Raw genomic sequence first — 21,253 nt, forward strand, 5'->3', positions numbered from 1 at the left:
CATCGATAAAAAATTAAGAAATACATTTCGTATGAAAACATATTTAAATGAAACACTACGGAGTAGAAAGTAAATTGAGCGGAAGGAAATCAAAATGATAAAAAAAATATTGCGAGTTACTTCTATTATTATTGCGATTGTTATTTTTATATTAATTTGTATGCATATTGACGTTACGCTCGGAAGAAAAATGGAAGCCGGGAAAAACATGCCGACAGAGTATGCATCTCATCATAGTGACTTTCAATTATATGTAGAAGGGAAGTCATTTTATAAACAGTTATTTACGGATATAAAAGAGGCGAAACAATCTATTTACACGTACTTTTTTATTTTGTCTGATGATAAAAGTAGCCATACTTTTTTAAACTTATTAAAAGAGAAGGCAAAAGAAGGAGTAAACGTGTATTTATCAGTTGATCGCATTAATGATTTATCATTCGAAAGAAAGAAGATAAATGAATTGCGGGAAAGTGGTGTACATTTTACATATAGTAGAAAACCTCAATTGCCATTCGGATTTTATTCACTTCACCATCGCAATCATCGCCGTATTACGACGATTGATGGGGAGATTGGCTATACAGGTGGTTTTAATATAGGAGATGAGTACTTAGGAAAAGATAAGCGATTTGGATATTGGCGTGACTATCATGTGCGTCTTAAAGGAGAAGGAGCAAAAGATTTAGAAGAGCAATTCGCTTTAGATTGGAAACGAGATACAAAAGAACATATAAAAAGAAGTACGAATAAAGCGAGTAAAGGGAATACACTACATACCATGGTTAGCTACAATGGACATTACGTCGTTGAAAAATATATAGAGTTAATAACTCAGGCGAAGCATTCAATTGTCATTACAACACCTTATTTTATAGCGAAAAATAAAGAATTTATGAATGCTTTAATTGAAGCGAAAAAACGTGGTGTTACAGTAAAAATACTATGGTCATATAAACCAGATATTCCTCTTATTAAAGAAGCAGCGTATCCGTATATTCGTCAAGCTGTTAATAACGGGATTACGGTATATGGTTATAAAAAAGGTATGTTTCATGGAAAGTTAATGCTGATTGATAATGAACTAACTGTTATCGGCACAACGAACATAACGGCACGAAGTTTTTATATAAATGATGAGATGAATTTGTATATTCATGGTGGAACTATCGTTTCAGAAGTGAATAAGGCGTTAACAGAAGATTTTCATGATTCGAAAGAGATGACGAAAGAGTTTTTTGAGAAGTTATCGTTTTGGGAGCGTTGTAAGGAAAAATTGGGGGGATTGGTGGAGTATTATTTATAGAGAGGAAAGGGTGTCTTTTATAGACACCCTTTTTTATGAAAAATAATTAGTTTTCATGTACAAGCAATGAAGCATCATCATTAATCAATGTCCCCACATGCTCACCTAAGCAAATTCTTTTCATTACACCAGGCTCATCAAAGTTAAAGACGTGTGCGGGTAAATTATAATCACGGGCCAGTAATAAAGCGGCTTGATCCATGACTTGAATGTTTTGCCTAACAATATCGTTATAGTTTAGTTTTCTGTACATTTTCGCTGATTTATTATGTTTTGGATCACTAGTAAAGACGCCATCCACCCCTTGTTTTGCGACTAATATTGCGTCACTATTCATTTCAATGGCTCTTTGAACACTTGGATAATCTGTCGTAACGAATGGTTGCCCGTTACCACCGCCAAAAATGACAACATAACCGTTATCTAAATGATGTACTGCTCTGAGGCGAATATAAGGCTCTGCTACTGCATTAAACGGGATGGAAGTCATAACACGTACTTCTCTATCTGTTTTACTTGTTAAAACGCCGCGAAGCATTAAGCTATTAATGATTGTACCTAATGTACCGATATTATCAGCTTCAACACGATCAATTCCCCATTCTTCAGCTAGATGACCTCTGAAAATATTACCGCCGCCGATAACTATGGATACTTCGATATCTAAGTCAATAATGGATATAATTTCGTTTGCGATATGTTCTAATCGTTTGGAGTTAAAGCTATTTCCAGATTGATCAGCAAGTGCGCCGCCGCTTAATTTAATTAAGACTCTTTTGTATGGCTTCATAACAATTCCCCCTATATAGATCGCAATAAAAAAGGAACAAAGGCAAATGCCTTTGTTCCTTTTTAAGAAAATGAAAAAGAAAAGAAGAAGATAGGACGAATTTTTGTACATAATTTTTCATACTATCCACTCCTTTTCATTTTGATTTGTTGTAAGTATATATCTTTTTGATTATACGAAACAATCTGATTACTTATCAAGTATATTGTATTTCTTTTTCAGGAAAAGGTGTCAATGAAAAAGAAAAGAAAAATTTTCGAATTTTTTGTGACGAACTTGTAGGTTTTTGTATGATTTTGTAGGTTCGCCTATATGATGTGTGTGTAAGCTTTTATAAATACGAAATGAAAGCGTTCGCATAAAGGGGATGAACATAAATGAAAAAATTCGGATTGGCAACACAAATTTTTGTTGCACTTGTTTTAGGGATTGTAGTAGGGGCAATCTTCTATGGTAATAAAACGGCGATTTCTTATATCACACCAATTGGAGATATATTTATTCACTTAATTAAAATGATTGTAGTACCGATTGTTATTTCAGCATTAATTGTTGCGGTAGCTGGTGTAGGCGACATGAAAAAGCTTGGGAAACTGGGCGGGAAGACAATTCTTTATTTCGAAATCATTACGACGATTGCTATTTTAATGGGATTACTTGCGGCAAATATATTCCAACCAGGTACTGGCGTTGATATGAGTAATTTACAACAAAGTGATATTTCTTCTTATAAACAAACGGCAGATGCTACAGAGAAGAAAGGATTCGCTGAGACGATTGTTCATATTGTACCGAAAAATGTATTTGAATCGATTTCACAAGGTGACTTATTACCGATTATTTTCTTCTCAGTGTTATTCGGTTTAGGAGTTGCGGCAATTGGAGACAAAGGAAAACCTGTCTTTAACTTCTTTGAAGGTGTACTTGAAGCGATGTTTTGGGTTACAAATCAAGTTATGAAATTTGCACCATTTGGTGTATTCGCATTAATTGCGGTTACTGTTGCAAAATTTGGTGTAGCAACACTACTTCCTTTAGGAAAACTAGTGCTAGCTGTATACGTAACTGTTATACTATTCGTTGTGATTGTATTAGGTATTAATGCACGAATGGTTGGCGTAAACATTTTTACATTAATGAAAATTTTAAAAGAAGAACTTATTCTTTCATTTACGACAGCAAGTTCAGAAGCTGTTTTACCTAATATAATGAGAAAAATGGAAGAGTTCGGTTGTCCAAAGGCAGTTGCTTCTTTCGTAATTCCGACAGGTTATACATTTAACTTGACTGGATCGGCTATTTATCAAGCGTTAGCGGCATTGTTTGTTGCACAAATGTACGGTGTGCACATGTCACTGACGGAGCAAATTACGTTATTATTCGTTCTCATGTTAACATCCAAGGGTATGGCGGGAGTTCCAGGTGCATCGTTCGTTGTTGTATTAGCAACGTTAGGTTCAATGGGGTTACCACTAGAAGGTATCGCATTAATTGCGGGAATTGACCGCATTTTAGATATGATTCGCTCATCTGTCAATGTATTAGGAAATGCATTAGCGGCCATTGTTATGTCGAAGTGGGAAGGCGAATTCGATGATGAGAAAGCAAAACAATATGTAGAAACAGTCAAAGAAACAAAAGCAGCATAAGAAATTGTTAAGGAGTGAATAATCATGGCAACATTAACTGAAGTTAAAAATGGTGTTCGAATTGAAAAAGATTTTTTAGGTGAAAAAGAAGTACCAAACTATGCATACTATGGCGTACAAACAATGCGTGCAGTAGAAAACTTCCCAATTACAGGATACAAAATCCATGAAGGCTTAATTAAAGCATTCGCAATTGTAAAAAAAGCTGCAGCGCTTGCTAATACAGATGTAGGAAGATTGGAATTGAACAAGGGCGGCGCGATCGCAGAAGCCGCTCAAGAAATTCTTGATGGAAAATGGCATGATCATTTCATCGTAGATCCAATCCAAGGCGGAGCAGGTACTTCAATGAACATGAATGCAAATGAAGTCATGGCCAATCGTGCTCTTGAATTATTAGGAATGGAAAAGGGAGACTATCATTATATTAGTCCAAATAGTCATGTAAACATGGCGCAATCAACAAACGACGCATTTCCAACGGCGATTCATATTGCAACATTAAACGCATTAGAAGGTTTATTACAAACGATGGGTTATATGCACGATGTATTTGAATTAAAAGCAGAACAGTTCGATCATGTAATTAAAATGGGTCGTACACATTTACAAGACGCTGTACCAATTCGTCTTGGTCAAGAATTTAAAGCATACTCTCGCGTACTTGAACGTGATATGAAACGTATCAAGCAATCACGTCAACATCTATATGAAGTAAATATGGGAGCAACTGCAGTTGGTACAGGATTAAATGCAGATCCAGAATATATTGAAGCAGTTGTAAAACATTTAGCTGCAATCAGTGAATTACCACTTGTTGGTGCAGAAGACCTAGTAGATGCAACGCAAAATACGGATGCATACACAGAAGTATCTGCAGCACTTAAAGTGTGTATGATGAATATGTCTAAAATTGCAAATGACCTTCGCTTAATGGCATCAGGTCCACGTGTTGGTTTAGCGGAAATTATGCTACCTGCTCGTCAACCAGGTTCATCTATTATGCCAGGGAAAGTAAACCCTGTTATGCCAGAAGTAATTAATCAAATTGCGTTCCAAGTAATTGGTAACGACCATACAATCTGCCTTGCTTCAGAAGCGGGACAATTAGAATTAAACGTTATGGAACCAGTACTTGTTTTCAACTTACTTCAATCAATTAGCATTATGAATAATGGTTTCCGTGCCTTTACAGATAATTGCTTAAAAGGAATTGAAGCAAATGAAGATCGCTTAAAAGAGTATGTTGAGAAGAGTGTAGGAATTATTACAGCCGTGAACCCTCATATCGGTTATGAAGCAGCTGCTCGCGTTGCGAAAGAAGCAATCGCGACAGGGCAATCCGTTCGAGAACTTTGTGTGAAAAATGGTGTATTGTCACAAGAAGACTTAGAGTTAATTCTAGATCCATTCGAAATGACACACCCAGGGATTGCAGGAGCAACTCTTTTAAAGAAAAATTAAAAGAAGAGGGGGGACAAGCCCCTCTTTTTTGTTTACAATATAGAAATGCTATATATGAATAGAGGTAGGGATGTTATGAGTAAGTTTACAGTAGCTTCTAATGGTTCATTAGAAACGACATTAAGAGGAGTAGAAGTATTATCAACACCACTTTTAAATAAAGGGGTCGCTTTCACGCAAGAAGAGAGAGAAGAATTAGGTTTAAAAGGGTTATTACCGCCAGCAGTTTTAACATTAGAAGAACAAGCACGCCGAGCATACGAGCAATTTTGTTCTCAGCCGGATGATTTATTAAAGAATGTATACTTAACAGCGTTGCATGATCGAAATGAAGTATTATTTTATCGTATATTAACAAATCATTTACGTGAAATGTTACCGATTGTATATACACCAACTGTTGGTGTAGCAATTCAAAGATATAGTCATGAATATCGTAAACCACGTGGTGTGTATTTATCAATTAACGATCCGTCAGGTATTGAAGAAGCATTCGCTAATATCGGTGCAACAGCTGAAAACATTGATTTAGTCGTTGTAACAGATGGAGAAGGCATACTTGGAATTGGTGACTGGGGCGTTGGTGGTATTAACATCGCAATCGGAAAATTAGCTGTTTATACGGCCGCGGTTGGAATCGATCCTAGTCGTGTATTACCGGTAATTTTAGACGTAGGTACAAATCGTGAAGAACTATTAAATAATCCATTTTATATTGGAAATCGTCACCCTCGTATAACAGGTGAAGCTTATGATGAGTTTATTGATACGTTTGTACAAGCGGTAAATAAGCAATTCCCGAAAGCGCTATTGCATTGGGAAGACTTTAGTTCTCGAAATGCACGAAAAATTTTAGATAAATATCGTCATGATATTTGTACATTTAATGATGATATTCAAGGTACAGGTGCAGTTTCACTTGCTGCTGTATTATCGGCAGTGAAAGCTTCAGGTGTACCGTTAAGTGAACATCGCGTTGTTGTATTTGGTGCTGGGACGGCTGGAATCGGTATCGCAGATCAAGTTAGAGATGCAATGGTCCGCGTAGGCGTATCAGAAGAAGAATCATATAAGCGTTTCTGGTGTATTGATCGTAACGGGTTAGTTACAGATAATATGGAAGATCTTCTTGATTTCCAAATGCCATATGCACGAAAAGAAGCGGAAGTAAGTGAGTGGAAACAAAACGATGTGATTGGACTTGCTGAAGTTGTGAAACATGTAAAACCGACAATTTTAATCGGTACATCAACTGTTGCAGGCGCATTTAAAGAAGAAATTATTAAAGAAATGGCTTCTCACGTAGAAAGACCAATCATTTTACCAATGTCGAATCCGACGCCACTTGCTGAAGCGAAACCAGCTGATTTAATCGAGTGGACAGAAGGAAAAGCATTAGTAGCAACAGGAAGTCCATTTGAACCAGTTACATACAATGGTGTAACGTATGTGATTGGACAATCAAATAATGCACTTATTTTCCCGGGGCTTGGGCTTGGAACAATTGTTGTACGTGCAAGCGTCATGACGGATGGAATGTTCGCAGCAGCTGCTGAAGCAGTTGCAAGTATGGTAGACACAAGTCAGCCGGGAGCACCTATTTTGCCAGAAGTTGAAGAGTTACGTAATATCTCGGAAATGGTTGCAATTGAAGTAGCGAAAGTTGCTGTTGCAGAAGGGGTAGCTAGAGAGAATTTAAGTGATAACGATATCAAGATTGCAGTGAAAGAAGCAATCTGGGAGCCAGAGTATCGCCAAATAAAAGCGGTAGAAAAGGTTAGAATATAGAAATAAAGCCCGTTTATTATATAAGCGGGCTTTCACTTTTACTACTGACAAAAAGTATAGGAAGTGGCACCTTTGAATTGGAATCAGTTATGGAAGAAAGATATATCCCTTTTAATTATATTAATGGTTGTTGTTCCGATTGCTGGAGAGCTTAATTTTCATCCTTTTAACGATACGTTTCGCGTTAGCTTTGGGACACCGCTTTTCTTCTTTTTATTGCTATTTTTAAGAAGAATACCAGCAGCGGCTGCGGGTATTCTTGTCGGTATATGTGTCGTTTTATTCCGCGTATGTCTGGACTGGGTTATGCAAGGTTCATTTCATATGACAGAGTCATTTTATTTGCGTTATCCTGTGTTCTTTTATTATTTTATTTATGGAAGTCTTTTTTCACTTTGTAGGGTAAATAAGTTTCATCAGAAACCAATCGTTATTGGATGCCTTGGAATTACAATTGAAATTATCGCAAGTATGTCAGAACTAGCGATTTATCATATGGTAGTACTCGGTACAACAATAACCGTTTCTGAAGTAAATAAACTTATCATTATTGCTATTTTTCGTAGTTTCTTTGCACTAGGATTTTTAAATATGATGATTTTATATGAAACGAAATTAAAAGAATCACAAGTCCGAAAAGAAAATGAAAAAATGTTCATGCACCTTTCGAATTTATATGTAGAATCCGTTCATTTGAAAAAAACGTTGCAAAATGCAGAGTTGATTACACAAGAAGCATATCAACTATATCGAAATTTACAGGCGAAAAATGATTCTAGCAGTAAAACAGCATTGAAAATAGCAGGAGAAGTGCACGAAATAAAAAAGGATAATCAAAGAATTTTTGCGGGGTTATCTAAACTGTTATTAGATAAAAATGTGGCTGAGTATGTAGAAGGACATGAGCTTACAGAAATGATTGTAAGAATAAATGAAAAGTACGCTGGAATGCTAGAGAAAGATATATGTTTTTCTAAACATATAGAAGGTGAACACGCTGCATATCACGTGTATACAGTACTATCAATCTTTAATAATTTAGTTGCCAATGCAGTGGAAGCGATTGAAGATAGAGGTCTCATTCATATTAATTTATATAAACGAGAGCAACATGTAATATTTGAAGTAATTGATGATGGCCCTGGTATAGCACAAAAGTATAAGAAATTAGTATTTAAGCCCGGGTTTACTTCCAAGTATGATCAAACAGGAACACCGTCAACAGGTATTGGACTTTCTTACATACACGAAATGGTAACAGAGCTCGGCGGAGAAGTAAGGTTAGAAGACAATGAAACTGAAAAAGGGTGTAAGTTTATCGTTTGTTTACCAGAGTGCAGTTTAAAGCGGGAAGGGGAATAGGTTTGTTTTATTATATAGTAGATGATGATGAAGTTTTCCGTTCGATGCTTTCACAAATTATTGAGGATGGCGATCTTGGAGAAGTAGTTGGAGAATCGGAAGATGGAGCTTTTGTTGAAGCAGAACAGCTAAATTATAAAAAAGTGGATATTTTATTTATTGATTTACTCATGCCAATGAGAGATGGCATTGAAACAGTTCGCCATATAGCGCCTTCATTCAATGGGAAAATTATTATGATTTCTCAAGTTGAATCGAAACAGCTCATTGGTGAGGCATATACACTTGGTGTGGAATATTATATTACGAAACCACTAAACAAAATTGAAGTTGAATCTGTCGTACGAAAAGTAATGGAACGGATTCGCTTGGAGCGTTCCATACATGATATTCAAAAATCATTGAATAACGTGTTTCAGTGGGAGCAGCCGCAAATGCGTAATGAACCGGTGCAAGAAGCAAAAAAGATAGCGGATTCCGGACGCTTCTTACTAGCAGAACTCGGTATTGCGGGAGAGAACGGAAGTAAAGATTTACTTAGTATGCTGGAATATTTATACGGACAAGAAAAGGCGCAAACATTTGAATTTGGATTCCCTGCGTTAAAAGACATTTTTCACCAAATCACATTAAAAAAATTAGATCATATAGCTTCGGATGTAGATATAGATAAGGAGAAAAAAGTATCTGAACAACGTGTAAGAAGAGCGATTTATCAATCATTGAATCATTTAGCTTCCATCGGACTAACAGACTTTTCAAATCCAAAATTTGAAAGCTATGCCCCGAAATTTTTTGATTTCACTGTAGTGAGAAAACGAATGACAGAAATGACAAAGGATGAAATAGCGACTTCTGGACATATACGAATTAATACGAAAAAATTTATTCAAGTGTTGTATTTTGAGGCGAAAAGGTTGATGGAGATAGAGTGAAGAAGGTGCTTATAAATAAGCATCTTTTTTTGTTCAATCAACATTTTATATTTTCTCGTTAAGCATGTAAAATGTTAAGTAAGAGAAAATGGTTTTACATTAAGGAAGTGTCAAAACAATGAGTTTTACATTAAATAAATCGATTATTAAAGAAGTGTGCGGAGAGGCCTCCTATAAAAGAGGCGAAGCTTATTATAAATCAAATAAAGTAATCGTGAATCATTATGATGAAACGAAAGAAATTTGTGAGGCGACGGTAAAAGGGAATGAAGATTTTCACGTTACAGTAGAAAAGGCTCAAAAAGGTGATGTAGTTGCGAGATGTAGTTGTCCTTCGTTAGCGTCTTTTCAAACGTACTGTCAACATGTTGCAGCCGTACTAATACAAATAAATTATAACCAGCAAACGGGTGGAATGGGACCTGTTAGTAGCAAAAATGATCAATTAACAAACGGGATGTTTCAGTTGTTTGCAGACAAACCACTACGACCAAAAAGTAAACAACACCGTTTTGATACACGTGAAATATTAGATGTTGCGTTTATATGTTCACCAGTAGCGACGAAAAGTGGTGGGTCTCTTCTTGGAATTCAGTTAAAACTTGCGAAAACATATGTCATAAATCATATTAGAGAATTTCTTTCTAAAGTGGAGAAAAGAGCGACTTTTCATTGTTCTAATGAATTTACATACACACCAGATGTACATAGCTTCAGGCAAGAAACGGATGCGGTTATTCAGCAGCTGATTAAAATGTATCATAATGAAAAAATGTATGAAGATGCGTTAGAAGTACATGCGAAACAAGATGAAAGTATGATATTCATACCGCCAGCTTCGTGGAAAGATATGCTCTCTTTACTTACTAAAGTGGAGTATGTACAGCTGAAACAAAATGAGCAACTGTTTCACGGATTACAAATGTCAAACGGTTTATTGCCATTACATTTTGAATTTACGAAAGGAAATAATGGTGGATTCACACTTCATATAGACGGCCTAAATCGTGTTCAAGTTATGGAGATGTATAACAATGCTCTTTACGATGGGAAACTATATCATTTGCCTATGGAAGATTGTATGCGACTTATTGAATTGCAAAAGATGATGAGCCGCTCAAATAGCAATCAGTTTTATATTCCTAAAAATAAGATGGAACATTTCGTAGCGAAAGTTGTACCAGGATTAATGAAACTTGGAACGGTACGCATTGATGAAGTCATATCAGATCGTGTTGAAACGCCGTCGTTAAAAGCAAAATTATATTTAGATCGAGTGAAAAATCGTTTGTTAGCAGGTCTCGAATTCCATTATGGCAATGTTGTGATTAATCCGCTAGAAGAAAACGGACAGCCGTCTGTTTTTAATCGGGATGAAAAAAAGGAAAAAGAGATTTTAGACATTATGAGTGAAAGTGCCTTCGCGAAAACAGAAGGTGGTTACTTTATGCATAATGAAGAGGCTGAGTATAACTTTTTATATCATGTTGTTCCAACGTTAAAAGGCTTAGTTGATATTTACGCGACAACAGCAATTAAATTACGCATTCATAAAGGGGATACAGCACCTCTTATTAGGGTAAGAAGAAAAGAAAGAATTGATTGGTTATCATTTCGTTTTGATATAAAAGGAATACCGGAAGCGGAAATTAAAGGTGTATTAGTCGCTCTTGAAGAGAAACGCAAATATTACCGATTAGCGAATGGTTCTTTATTATCACTAGAGAGCAAAGAGTTTAATGAAATTAATCAGTTTGTAAAAGAATCAGGTATTCGAAAAGAATTTTTACATGGGGAAGAAGTGAATGTTCCGCTTATTCGGAGTGTAAAGTGGATGAACGGACTTCACGAAGGTCATGTTTTAAGTTTAGATGAGTCTGTTCAAGATTTAGTTGAAAGCATTCAAAACCCGAAAAAATTAAAGTTTACAGTACCGAAAACTTTACATGCCGTAATGAGAGAGTATCAAGTATACGGATTCGAATGGATGAAAACACTTGCCTATTATCGTTTTGGCGGTATTTTAGCAGATGATATGGGACTTGGAAAAACGCTGCAAAGCATTGCTTTTATAGATTCTGTATTGCCTGAAATTCGGGAGAAGAAGCTACCTATATTAGTCGTTTCACCATCCTCGCTCGTCTACAATTGGTTTAGTGAATTGAAAAAATTCGCCCCGCATATTAGAGCGGTTATTGCAGATGGAAATCAAACAGAACGACGAAAAATTTTAAAGGACGTAGCGGAATTTGATGTCGTAATTACGTCATATCCGTTACTGAGAAGAGATATAAGATCGTATGCGAGGCCGTTTCATACACTATTTCTTGATGAAGCACAGGCGTTTAAAAATCCTACAACGCAAACTGCAAGAGCGGTGAAAACGATTCAAGCTGAGCATCGTTTTGGACTAACGGGAACGCCTGTAGAAAATTCATTAGAAGAGCTATGGTCTATCTTCCATGTCGTCTTTCCAGAATTATTACCGGGAAGAAAAGAATTCGGTGATTTAAGGCGCGAAGATATAGCGAAGCGCGTAAAGCCTTTCGTATTAAGACGATTAAAAGAAGATGTATTACAGGAGCTTCCAGATAAAATAGAGCACTTACAGTCATCGGAGTTATTACCAGATCAAAAGAGACTATATGCTGCTTATTTAGCGAAATTAAGGGAAGAAACGTTAAAGCATTTAGATAAAGATACGTTACGTAAAAATAAAATTAGAATTTTAGCTGGCTTAACGAGATTACGACAAATTTGTAATCATCCCGCTTTATTCGTTGATGATTATAAGGGGAGTTCAGCTAAATTTGAGCAACTGTTAGAGATATTAGAGGAATGCAGAAGTACTGGTAAGAGAATTTTAATCTTTTCTCAATTTACGAAGATGCTGTCTATTATTGGTCGTGAGTTAAACCGTCAAGCTGTTCCATACTTTTATTTAGATGGAAATACACCTTCGCAAGAACGTGTAGAGCTATGTGACCGGTTTAACGAAGGTGAAGGGGATCTATTTCTCATTTCTTTAAAAGCTGGTGGTACGGGTCTTAATTTAACGGGTGCCGATACGGTTATATTGTACGATTTATGGTGGAATCCAGCTGTTGAACAACAAGCAGCAGATAGAGCATATCGAATGGGACAAAAAAATACGGTACAAGTTATTAAATTAGTGGCTCACGGAACAATTGAGGAAAAAATGCATGAACTGCAAGAGAGTAAGAAAAATTTAATCGCTGAAGTGATTGAGCCGGGAGAAGAGAAATTGTCCTCAATTACTGAGGAAGAAATTCGAGATATTTTAATGATCTAACATAAAAAGCTATGCCTTCAAATGTATGAGGGCATAGCTTTTTTGTTGTAATAATTATATTTTGTTTTGTACAAAGTAAAGAAATCAAATGTTATTTAGATTACTTCTTTGTGCCTTTACTTTTGTATGGCTTGGCAGCTGCCTTTTTCTTTGCACTTGATTGCCAACGGTTCCACCCTTTACTTCCTGTACCTTGTCCTACACCTTTTTTTGGTTTTGCTTTCGTTTTACTCATATGATCACTCCGTTATATAAAAATCTTATTTGATAATAGTCAATGATTTAGAAAATACTCTTTATAAATGACTATGTTTACTTTAAGTAAAAATAAACTGCTTGAATGCTATAGTATAACATGAATTTGCAAGTAAACTGAAAGGAATTATAAAGAAAATGAAAATAATACGAAATACTGCGGATTCTATATTTCGAACGATTACATTACTTGTTGTGTATATGTTAGTCTCGCTTAGTGAAACGTTTTTTGGATTAACAAGGCAAAAGAAGTGAAGATGTTATATTGAAAACAATCAATAAAGCCGTAAAATAAAGAATTTAAAAATATTTTTAAATTTTTGTTGACTTTCTTTATTTTTTGTATAGAATAATCATTAATAAAATGTTTCAGAGATGTGACAACAAAACGACTATGAAAGGACGAGTAGTAGTAGGATGTAGTCTAAGCGAGTCAGGGGTGGTGTGAGCCTGATACGAAGCCTATTATGAAGAACCTCCTGGAGTTGCTAACCGAAATCCTTTACAGGAAAGTAGACTTAGCCGGGTACTTCGCCGTTACAAGAAGAACAGTATCGAGATATTTCATCTCCGTACTGTATAAGTGAGCAACCTCTGTTGCTAATTTGGGTGGTACCGCGGAACCAAAGTCTTTCGTCCCAGTTTTTTGGGAAAGAAGGGCTTTTTTTGTTGGCTTCTTTTCACAACATCCAAACATTTTAGGAGGAAACCACCATGTATCAATCATTAATGACAGTAAGAGAGACTCAAATCGCAATTAAGGAAGTTAAAACATTTTTTGAGGATCAATTAGCAAAACGCCTTGAACTATTCCGCGTATCTGCACCATTATTCGTAACGAAAAAATCAGGATTAAACGATCATCTAAACGGTGTAGAACGTCCAATTGAATTTGATATGTTACATTCAGGAGAAGAATTAGAAATTGTTCACTCACTAGCGAAGTGGAAAAGATTCGCATTACATGAATATGGATATGAAGCTGGTGAAGGTTTATATACAAACATGAACGCAATTCGTCGTGATGAAGAACTTGATGCAACACATTCCATTTACGTTGACCAATGGGATTGGGAAAAAATCGTTCAAAAAGAATGGCGTACTGTAGATTACTTACAAAAAACAGTACAAACAATTTATGGAATATTCAAAGATTTAGAAGATCACTTATTTGAAAAATATCCGTTCCTTGGAAAGTATTTACCAGAAGAAATTGTTTTCATCACTTCCCAAGAACTAGAAGATAAATATCCAGAATTAACACCGAAAGATCGTGAACATGCAATTGCAAAAGAACACGGTGCAGTCTTCATTATCGGAATTGGTGATGCACTTCGTTCAGGTGAAAAGCATGATGGGCGCGCAGCTGATTATGATGATTGGAAATTAAACGGTGACATTTTATTCTGGCACCCAGTATTACAATCTTCATTCGAATTATCATCAATGGGAATTCGTGTTGATAGTAAATCACTTGATGAGCAATTAACGAAAACAGGTGAAGACTTCAAACGTGAGTACGATTTCCATAAAGGTATTTTAGAGGACGTACTACCATTAACAATTGGCGGTGGTATTGGACAATCAAGAATGTGCATGTACTTCTTACGAAAAGCACATATCGGTGAAGTTCAATCTTCTGTATGGCCTGACGATTTACGTGAAGCTTGCAAAAAAGAAAACATTCATCTGTTTTAATAGAAGGGAGAGAGTAACTCAAGGAGTTATTCTCTCTTTTTTTATTGTGTAAACGAATGGTTTACAGTGGGTTTTACTAATAGTTTCTTTCTTTTTCATCTCCTAATATGTAATAATTTGTTAAAGGAGGGGGCGTTATGAGCTTAGGAGAACAGCTAAAAAAGCTACAAGATTCAAAGGGATTTTCGCAAGAGGATGTTGCTAAAAAGATTGCTATAACGAGGCAAGCGGTGTATAAAGTGAAACTTTAATCAGTGGGCGATTTATCCTACTGATTATTAGTTGAACCAATCGGGCTTTTATAGGCAGTTAATCGCATCTGGCTGCCTTGATTGTGCTTAAAAGCTTTGATGAGATTTACTGCCTGTTAAAGCGGGGTAAATGGGAAAATGATAAAAGTTACCCTGATATTGAAAATTTGATTTTATTGAGCGAAATGTATAATGTTACGCTCGATGAGTTAATAAAAGGGAACCAAAATTTAAAAGAGAAAATACATATTGATGAAGATGAAGATTTTGAAAAAGAGAATGAGTTTGGTTTTTATATTGGGTTTGGTTTGCTAATTGTGAGTGCTTTCGTTGATTATGAAGGAATGCAAGAGATCTTATTAGGGATAGCACTATTCATGATGGTTTTTTATTCTGACGTGAAGAAAGTTATTTTGAATGAGTTCAGATCATCTTTCAAAAGAAAAGATATATATGATAAGAAATGAGAAGAGTCAGTTATATTTCCTAGGAAAGAGTATAACAAGAAATCCAATTGTTTTATGATGATTTTGGGATGTTGATAGTATGTTAAAAAGCTCAAATAAGCATAACCCCGTTCTAAAGTTAGGACGGGGTTGGAAATCTAAGCTTTATTAAGCGTAAAGTTCTTTCAATTATTTTTACTTTAGTAAAACATTACTTATTTGTTACCGATTTCTTCCGCTAAACCGATTAAAATTCCTTCCGTTCCACGAATGTAGCAAAGTCGATACGAGTCCTCGTATTGAACTATTTCGCCAACGAGCTGAGCACCATGCTTAGTAAGTCTCGATACCATTTCGTCAATGTCTTCAACGGTGAACATGACGCGCAAATAACCGAGGGCATTTACAGGAGGTGTCCGGTGATCTGCAATAGTAGGTGGTGTGAGAAATCGCGAAAGTTCAATTCGGCTATGGCCATCTGGGGTAACCATCATAGCAATCTCCACGCACTGAGAACCGAGTCCAGTTACGCGACCGGCCCATTCACCTTCGACAGTAGCGCGTCCTTCTAGTTTTAATCCAATCTCTTCGAAGAAAGATATTGCGTTATCAAGAGATTCTACAACGATGCTGACATTGTCCATTCTTAGTAACTTGTTGTTTGCCATAGTCTTTATCTCCTTTATATGTATAAATTTATTATCTAACCATCCTCATAATTATACTAAAATCTCCTATAAACAAAAAACACCTTGTCACAGTGTGGGGAAATATGACAAGGTGTTTTCGGGTATAGAATAAACATTTTATTAACGAACAAAACTTCGGAAACCTTCTACTATTGATATACGCATGAACTTTCTTTCGTGAATGCTATCATTTTAAGAATTTGATAGTGTAGTTTCTATTCGATAATATAACTTCGACTTTCCCGCAAAATAGTCCTATCCTGTTTCTATTTATATAGGAAAGAAATAGATTCATATAATTTGTTTTTAGTTTTACTAGTGGAAATTAACTCATCTGCACTAAAGGCTCAATTTTCGCCATAAATGATTGATGCAGTGCCTCAACACCTGTTACTAAATGAAGGCGGTCAATAACGACAGACACTTTAATTTCTGATGTACTTACCATTTTAATATGAATATCTTCTTCTTTTAAAGTAGTGAACATATTCGCAGCAACACCGGGATTAGAGACCATACCAGATCCTACAATTGATACTTTAGCTAAATGATTTTCATATTCTACAGATTCATATTGTAATGTTTCTTGATGTTGTTCTAATACCTCTAATGTTTCTTTTAAATCATTAGAATGGATTGAGAAGGAGAGGTGAACAGTTCCTTCATTTGTAATACTTTGAATGATGATATCTACATTAATATGTGCCGCTGCTAATGTAGAGAAAACTGTTGAAAGTGAACCTTGTTCCAATCCTTTCATTGTGACGCGTGTAATATTATCTTCAAATGCAATACCTTTAACGATTGATTGTTGTTCCATGTTACATTCTCCTTTTACAATTGTTCCGTTTTCTTGTTCCATACTTGAGCGAACTTCTAAAATGACATTATGATTTTTAGCAAATTCAACAGCACGTGGGTGTAATACACCAGCACCGAGATTTGCTAGCTCTAGCATTTCGTCATAAGAAATTTCATCTAATTTATAAGCATTTTTTACAACTCGTGGGTCCGTCGAATAAACACCGGTCACATCCGTGTAAATATCGCATTTTTTTGCTTTCAGTGCAGCAGCTAATGCAACAGCAGTTGTATCAGAACCACCGCGTCCAAGCGTTGTAATTTCATGGTTTTCACTAACTCCTTGGAAGCCAGCTACGATAACAATCGTACCTTCAGTAAGATAAGATTGAATTCGATCTGTATGAATGTCAGTAATCCGTGCACTACTATGTACAGATTCTGTCGTAATACCAGCTTGCCATCCTGTTAATGAAATCGCGTTATAACCTTTTGCTTGGAGTGCCATCGTTAATAATGAAATAGTAACTTGCTCTCCTGTTGATAGAAGCATATCCATTTCACGTTTACTTGGATTTTCTGAAATCGCGTTAGCGAGTGCTACAAGTTCATCTGTGCTCTTTCCCATTGCTGAAACGACAGAGACGATACTATGCCCTCGTTCATATTCTTCAATAATTAAATTTGCTACATGTTGAATGCGCGCGACATTTCCGACAGAAGTGCCACCAAATTTTTGTACAATCGTTTCCATTACGAATTCCTTCTTTCATCCATTTTTAAGAATAGATTAGGACATATATAAATCCCAATATTCCTGTAGTTACCAGAGAAAAACAAAAAACACCATCTCAAATAGGTGAGGATGGTGCTGTTACAGGAAAAGGGAAACAGAAAACGGAGCTAATAAAAAAACCGCCAAAAAAGGAATATCATAAAAATAATATCTCTTTTTTGTAGATAGCTCTTCATACATACACTTCTGTACATATGACAGTTCTGTTTCTATTCGAAAACAGCCCCAATCGATAAATGCAGAGAAAATTATCGATTTCGGCAATACTTCCTTTCATCTAATTTCATAGACATCTCTGTGTCTCCATTAGAATAATCATAAGTATCGCAACCTCTATCTCACGTTTTAGGCGAGAGTGTTTGATTTATGAAGTTGTTGGTAACATTTGTTTTATAATAATTTAAATTTTTCGGGGAATCAAGTGTTTTGTATAAATTTTAAAAATTCTTTCTTTTCTTAAAAGAGTTTGTGAAAAATGTAGCAAAATAAATTCATTGCATGTACATTAAACTTATAGTGCATAGGAGGTGGAAGAATGAAGGGAAAAAAGCCTATTTATGTTTCGGCAGAAATGAATACAACAATGGAAAAATTATGGGGATATACGCAGAAACCAGATATACATACAGAATGGGATGCTCGCTTTACTGAAATTTCGTATTTAGAGAAAACGGAAGGAGAGCCACAGAAGTTTTTATATAAAACAAAAATCGGATTTGGACTTGAAATAGCTGGTGAAGGGGAATCGATAGGTGAAATAAGAAAAGAAACAGGTGAACGGATTTCTTCTTTAAAATTTTGGACAGACAATCAATTATCACTTATTCAAATAGGGCGTGGTTATTGGAAGTATACACCGTGTAAAGAACACATTCATTTTGAGACACAATATGATTATAATACGAGGTTTGGTCGTATAGGGAATGTAATAGATATCTATATGTTTCGGCCGTTATTGGGCTGGGCGACTGCTTGGAGTTTTGATGCTTTAAAATTATGGTTAGAAAAGGGATTGCACCCTAGATTACTAATTAGAAGAACAATGACATACTGGCTCGTATGTTTTTTATTTGCATTTGTATGGATGTATCAAGGAATAGTGCCGAAACTAGTGTTTACTCATTCAGAAGAAGTAAAAATGCTATCTGTGATGATTGGTTCAACTGAACATAGTATTTTTGTACTTAAAATAATTGGATTACTAGAAATTATTTTTGGTGTCCTATGGCTGTTGCCATTGCCGAAACGAAAAGTATTTGTCGTACATATTTTTATTTTAATAGCCTTAACGATAGCGGCAGGATTTACGAATATCGTAAGCTTTACAGAGCCATTTAATCCAATTACATTAAATGTTCTACTAATGGGGTTATCAATTGTCGGCTATATAAATAGCACGAATTTGCCAAGCGCAAAAAATTGCAAGAGGAAGAGAAAGGGATAATGTATGGCTAATATGTATGAAAGACTATTAGGGGATTCTTATAAAAAACTTCATCCGAAATTACAGAAACGCTATGAGATTACGGAAGAAAATAGCTTTACTGGAGAAGGAAAGATGGATGAAATTTACGGAGGTTCTATTTTCGTAAAATTAATATTAAAAATTGCATCGAAGTTTAGAATGTTTTTCTCTGAGCGGGGGAAGGAAGTGCCATTTACAATACATAATACCGCAGAGCGAGATGAACATGGAGATGAACTTGTGCGGTGGAATCGTACTTTTTATTTTCATAATAAGAAAAGATATTTTAATGCTGTTATGCAGTTGGATGAAGAGAATAATGAAATTGTAGATTATTTTGGTGAGCCGCACATACTTGTTTCTACATTGAATTTTCATATTGATGAGGTGGGGGCAATGCATATTTCTTCAAAGAAACAATGGTTTTACATGTTTGGAAGGAGAGTCCCGTTACCTAGGTTTTTATACGGAGAGGCCAACATTGTAGAAAGTTATGATGAAACACTACAATGCTTTCGAATTCATGTACAAGTACGAAATCCGTTAATTGGTTCATTATTTTCATATAAGGGAACATTTGTGGAGAGGAAATAAATAATATGAAAAATATAATAGTTGGACTTGCTTGTTATACTATTTTTCTAATATATGAGTGGTCAAATATAAACCCAGTTGAAGCAATTATATTATTATCTATTTTGTTATTTATACCGATGTCATTTTTCATTATTGATAAGGAAACAAGAAATGGATCGTATGTATTCTTTTATAAATTTGTATCGTTTTTATATCCAATCGCAGCAATTAGTGCAATGTTAGCTTTCGTAACAAATCACTATTTATTTGCGTTACTTTGGTTTGTATATACTGGACTTGTCGCGTTATTTGGTGTAAGTAGAGTGCTAGAAAGAGGATGGAAACCGTTAGAAGAGACAGCTATTGATAGTGCGTTTATATATTTGTTTTTAGGTGGTTTCTGGTTTTTAGCTTCAGTAGCAAAAATTCCCATTATGCATTTTAGCTCTGACATTGTGTTACTCACAGCTGCACACTTTCATTATTCAGCATTTCTATTGCCGTTATCAGTTGGTTTAATTGGGAGGAAAAGAGAAAAGAGAAGTAAAGTATATGATGTTATTATGTTTATCATCGTCATTTCACCTATGACAGTTGCGATAGGAATTACGTACTCAAGAGTATTTGAATTTTTTGCAGTGTTCCTATATTTATGTGCGATTTATGGTTATGGGATTTATGTTTGGCGCACGAAATTTAATGCTATCAGTGCAAAGGTTCTTCTGACCATATCGTCTAGTACACTCATGGTAACAATTATGTTTTCACTTATATATTCATATGGGAATTTGAAACATGTAATGACGATTACAATTGCTCAAATGGTTTGGATTCACGGTGTTGTCAATGGAATTGGAGTGGCGTTACCAGCATTTGTCGGCTGGATGATTGAAAAAAGTGATCCGAATTATAAATATTACGGGAAACCAATGAGCAGGTTAAGAGGAAATCCGACAGTTGGGGAAGTATTTTTACATAACAGAAGTTTAATAGATAGCAAGGAATACAGAGGTTTAGTTGATAAAATGAATGATTATCATAGTGAAGCATTTGACGTGACGAAGATTCCTTTAAGTATTATTCGTTTTTATGAAAATACAAAAGAGTATGAGTTACAATCGCATATTAAATGGGCTCGTTGGTTCCGCCCGGTTGCATTTTGCTATGAGAAAATGAGTAAACGTGTAGGACAAATACATTTAGGAATGGGCGGCAAGTGGGAAATGATGCATGGCTCTATCATTGGGATAATAGATGCGAAGGATGGAAGAGAGAATGTAAGGGCTTGGCTAAGAAAAAATGAAGCAGAAGAATCTATTTTTGTAGCTCTTTACTCAAAACATACACATGAGAATGAGACATATATGAATATTGCATTGCCTTTACCATATTCGAATATGACGGGGGTTTTGAAATTATGTAATAAGAGTAATGATTTAATTATTACTAGTAAGCTAAGAGAAAATGGTAAGGGAGATGAGGGGATTTATTTACATACTCGTTTCTTTACAATACATTTACCGCTAGCAGAGACGTTTATTATTAAAGAGAGCACGGATCACATATTAGAAGCTAATCATAGAATGTGGATATTTGGAGTTAAGTTTTTAGAAATTGATTATGAGATTAAGAAAATAGAGGAGAAGTAGGAAAAGCTTGGAGAGATTCC

Annotated in this window: 15 protein-coding genes, 1 pseudogene, 1 riboswitch and 1 other annotated feature; of the genes and pseudogenes, 12 read left to right on the forward strand and 4 right to left on the reverse strand. The window is 35.5% G+C overall.

All coding sequences use genetic code 11. The annotated features are described in order from the left end of the window. Window positions 1-94: 94 nt before the first annotated feature. Window positions 95-1,306 carry a cardiolipin synthase gene (gene cls / locus PDL00_RS06785; protein WP_270727908.1) on the forward strand — a complete coding sequence of 404 codons (1,212 nt, stop codon included), beginning with the start codon at window positions 95-97 and terminating at the stop codon, window positions 1,304-1,306. 46 nt (window positions 1,307-1,352) lie between these two features. On the opposite strand, the gene pyrH is transcribed toward cls, so the two are convergent. Then, window positions 1,353-2,096 carry a UMP kinase gene (pyrH, locus tag PDL00_RS06790; protein ID WP_270727910.1) on the reverse strand — a complete coding sequence of 248 codons (744 nt, stop codon included), beginning with the start codon at window positions 2,094-2,096 and terminating at the stop codon, window positions 1,353-1,355. A gap of 377 nt (window positions 2,097-2,473) precedes the next feature. Here pyrH and PDL00_RS06795 point away from each other — a divergent pair, with 377 nt between their 5' ends. The 6 genes from PDL00_RS06795 to PDL00_RS06820 all read left to right on the forward strand — a co-directional run bounded on the left by PDL00_RS06795 (window position 2,474) and on the right by PDL00_RS06820 (window position 12,607). Next, the gene (locus PDL00_RS06795; protein ID WP_242254870.1) at window positions 2,474-3,745 is read left to right on the forward strand and encodes a cation:dicarboxylate symporter family transporter; all 1,272 of its coding nucleotides are present in this window, start codon (window positions 2,474-2,476) and stop codon (window positions 3,743-3,745) included. Between the two features lie 24 nt (window positions 3,746-3,769). Beyond that, the gene (gene aspA, locus PDL00_RS06800) at window positions 3,770-5,209 is read left to right on the forward strand and encodes an aspartate ammonia-lyase (protein WP_061676611.1); all 1,440 of its coding nucleotides are present in this window, start codon (window positions 3,770-3,772) and stop codon (window positions 5,207-5,209) included. Between the two features lie 75 nt (window positions 5,210-5,284). Continuing rightward, window positions 5,285-6,997 carry an oxaloacetate-decarboxylating malate dehydrogenase gene (gene malS, locus PDL00_RS06805; RefSeq protein ID WP_144535062.1) on the forward strand — a complete coding sequence of 571 codons (1,713 nt, stop codon included), beginning with the start codon at window positions 5,285-5,287 and terminating at the stop codon, window positions 6,995-6,997. Between the two features lie 63 nt (window positions 6,998-7,060). Continuing rightward, window positions 7,061-8,359 (forward strand): sensor histidine kinase, encoded by a 1,299-nt coding sequence (locus PDL00_RS06810; RefSeq protein WP_242254874.1) that lies wholly within the window; start codon window positions 7,061-7,063, stop codon window positions 8,357-8,359. Window positions 8,360-8,361: 2 nt separating this feature from the next. Continuing rightward, complete coding sequence (locus tag PDL00_RS06815) at window positions 8,362-9,294, forward strand: response regulator (RefSeq protein WP_270727915.1); 933 nt, start codon at window positions 8,362-8,364, stop codon at window positions 9,292-9,294. Window positions 9,295-9,412: 118 nt separating this feature from the next. Then, on the forward strand, window positions 9,413-12,607 hold the full coding sequence (locus PDL00_RS06820) for an SNF2 helicase associated domain-containing protein (protein WP_270727917.1): 3,195 nt from the start codon (window positions 9,413-9,415) through the stop codon (window positions 12,605-12,607). 100 nt (window positions 12,608-12,707) lie between these two features. Here PDL00_RS06820 and PDL00_RS06825 read toward each other — a convergent pair whose 3' ends face one another. Continuing rightward, the gene (locus PDL00_RS06825; protein WP_000047588.1) at window positions 12,708-12,842 is read right to left on the reverse strand and encodes a DUF3934 domain-containing protein; all 135 of its coding nucleotides are present in this window, start codon (window positions 12,840-12,842) and stop codon (window positions 12,708-12,710) included. Window positions 12,843-13,247: 405 nt separating this feature from the next. Further along, window positions 13,248-13,506: a binding site (T-box leader), on the forward strand. A 70-nt stretch (window positions 13,507-13,576) separates the two neighbouring features. On the opposite strand from PDL00_RS06825, the gene asnA reads away from it, so the two are divergent. Further along, on the forward strand, window positions 13,577-14,560 hold the full coding sequence (gene asnA / locus PDL00_RS06830; protein WP_061676615.1) for an aspartate--ammonia ligase: 984 nt from the start codon (window positions 13,577-13,579) through the stop codon (window positions 14,558-14,560). Between the two features lie 379 nt (window positions 14,561-14,939). Continuing rightward, a pseudogene (locus PDL00_RS06840) lies at window positions 14,940-15,278 on the forward strand (helix-turn-helix domain-containing protein); the annotation flags it as partial. A gap of 194 nt (window positions 15,279-15,472) precedes the next feature. On the opposite strand, the gene PDL00_RS06845 reads toward PDL00_RS06840, so the two are convergent. Both PDL00_RS06845 and PDL00_RS06850 read right to left on the reverse strand, forming a co-directional pair. Then, entirely contained in the window at window positions 15,473-15,925 is a 453-nt protein-coding gene (locus tag PDL00_RS06845) for a VOC family protein (protein ID WP_270727921.1), read from the reverse strand. 346 nt (window positions 15,926-16,271) lie between these two features. Next, on the reverse strand, window positions 16,272-17,501 hold the full coding sequence (locus PDL00_RS06850) for an aspartate kinase (protein ID WP_270727925.1): 1,230 nt from the start codon (window positions 17,499-17,501) through the stop codon (window positions 16,272-16,274). Between the two features lie 199 nt (window positions 17,502-17,700). After that, a riboswitch (Lysine riboswitch) is annotated at window positions 17,701-17,887 on the reverse strand. Window positions 17,888-18,078: 191 nt separating this feature from the next. Here PDL00_RS06850 and PDL00_RS06855 point away from each other — a divergent pair. Genes PDL00_RS06855 through PDL00_RS06865 form a run of 3 tightly spaced genes read left to right on the forward strand, consistent with a single transcriptional unit; the run spans window position 18,079 to window position 21,233 of the window. Next, window positions 18,079-18,987 carry a DoxX-like family protein gene (locus tag PDL00_RS06855; RefSeq protein ID WP_270727928.1) on the forward strand — a complete coding sequence of 303 codons (909 nt, stop codon included), beginning with the start codon at window positions 18,079-18,081 and terminating at the stop codon, window positions 18,985-18,987. A gap of 3 nt (window positions 18,988-18,990) precedes the next feature. Beyond that, window positions 18,991-19,602 carry a DUF4166 domain-containing protein gene (locus PDL00_RS06860; RefSeq protein WP_242254884.1) on the forward strand — a complete coding sequence of 204 codons (612 nt, stop codon included), beginning with the start codon at window positions 18,991-18,993 and terminating at the stop codon, window positions 19,600-19,602. 5 nt (window positions 19,603-19,607) lie between these two features. After that, complete coding sequence (locus PDL00_RS06865) at window positions 19,608-21,233, forward strand: YndJ family protein (RefSeq protein WP_270727932.1); 1,626 nt, start codon at window positions 19,608-19,610, stop codon at window positions 21,231-21,233. Window positions 21,234-21,253 lie beyond the last annotated feature (20 nt).

The sequence above is a fragment of the Bacillus cereus group sp. TH152-1LC genome, assembly GCF_027710505.1.
In the GTDB taxonomy this organism is placed as follows: domain Bacteria; phylum Bacillota; class Bacilli; order Bacillales; family Bacillaceae_G; genus Bacillus_A; species Bacillus_A mobilis.

Coding starts and splice junctions, on each gene's coding strand:
- cls (WP_270727908.1), top strand. CDS start 95: ATGATAAAAAAAATATTGCGAGTTACTTCTATTATTATTGCGATTGTT.
- pyrH (WP_270727910.1), bottom strand. CDS start 2,096: ATGAAGCCATACAAAAGAGTCTTAATTAAATTAAGCGGCGGCGCACTT.
- PDL00_RS06795 (WP_242254870.1), top strand. CDS start 2,474: ATGAAAAAATTCGGATTGGCAACACAAATTTTTGTTGCACTTGTTTTA.
- aspA (WP_061676611.1), top strand. CDS start 3,770: ATGGCAACATTAACTGAAGTTAAAAATGGTGTTCGAATTGAAAAAGAT.
- malS (WP_144535062.1), top strand. CDS start 5,285: ATGAGTAAGTTTACAGTAGCTTCTAATGGTTCATTAGAAACGACATTA.
- PDL00_RS06820 (WP_270727917.1), top strand. CDS start 9,413: ATGAGTTTTACATTAAATAAATCGATTATTAAAGAAGTGTGCGGAGAG.
- PDL00_RS06825 (WP_000047588.1), bottom strand. CDS start 12,842: ATGAGTAAAACGAAAGCAAAACCAAAAAAAGGTGTAGGACAAGGTACA.
- asnA (WP_061676615.1), top strand. CDS start 13,577: ATGTATCAATCATTAATGACAGTAAGAGAGACTCAAATCGCAATTAAG.
- PDL00_RS06845 (WP_270727921.1), bottom strand. CDS start 15,925: ATGGCAAACAACAAGTTACTAAGAATGGACAATGTCAGCATCGTTGTA.
- PDL00_RS06850 (WP_270727925.1), bottom strand. CDS start 17,501: ATGGAAACGATTGTACAAAAATTTGGTGGCACTTCTGTCGGAAATGTC.
- PDL00_RS06855 (WP_270727928.1), top strand. CDS start 18,079: ATGAAGGGAAAAAAGCCTATTTATGTTTCGGCAGAAATGAATACAACA.
- PDL00_RS06860 (WP_242254884.1), top strand. CDS start 18,991: ATGGCTAATATGTATGAAAGACTATTAGGGGATTCTTATAAAAAACTT.
- PDL00_RS06865 (WP_270727932.1), top strand. CDS start 19,608: ATGAAAAATATAATAGTTGGACTTGCTTGTTATACTATTTTTCTAATA.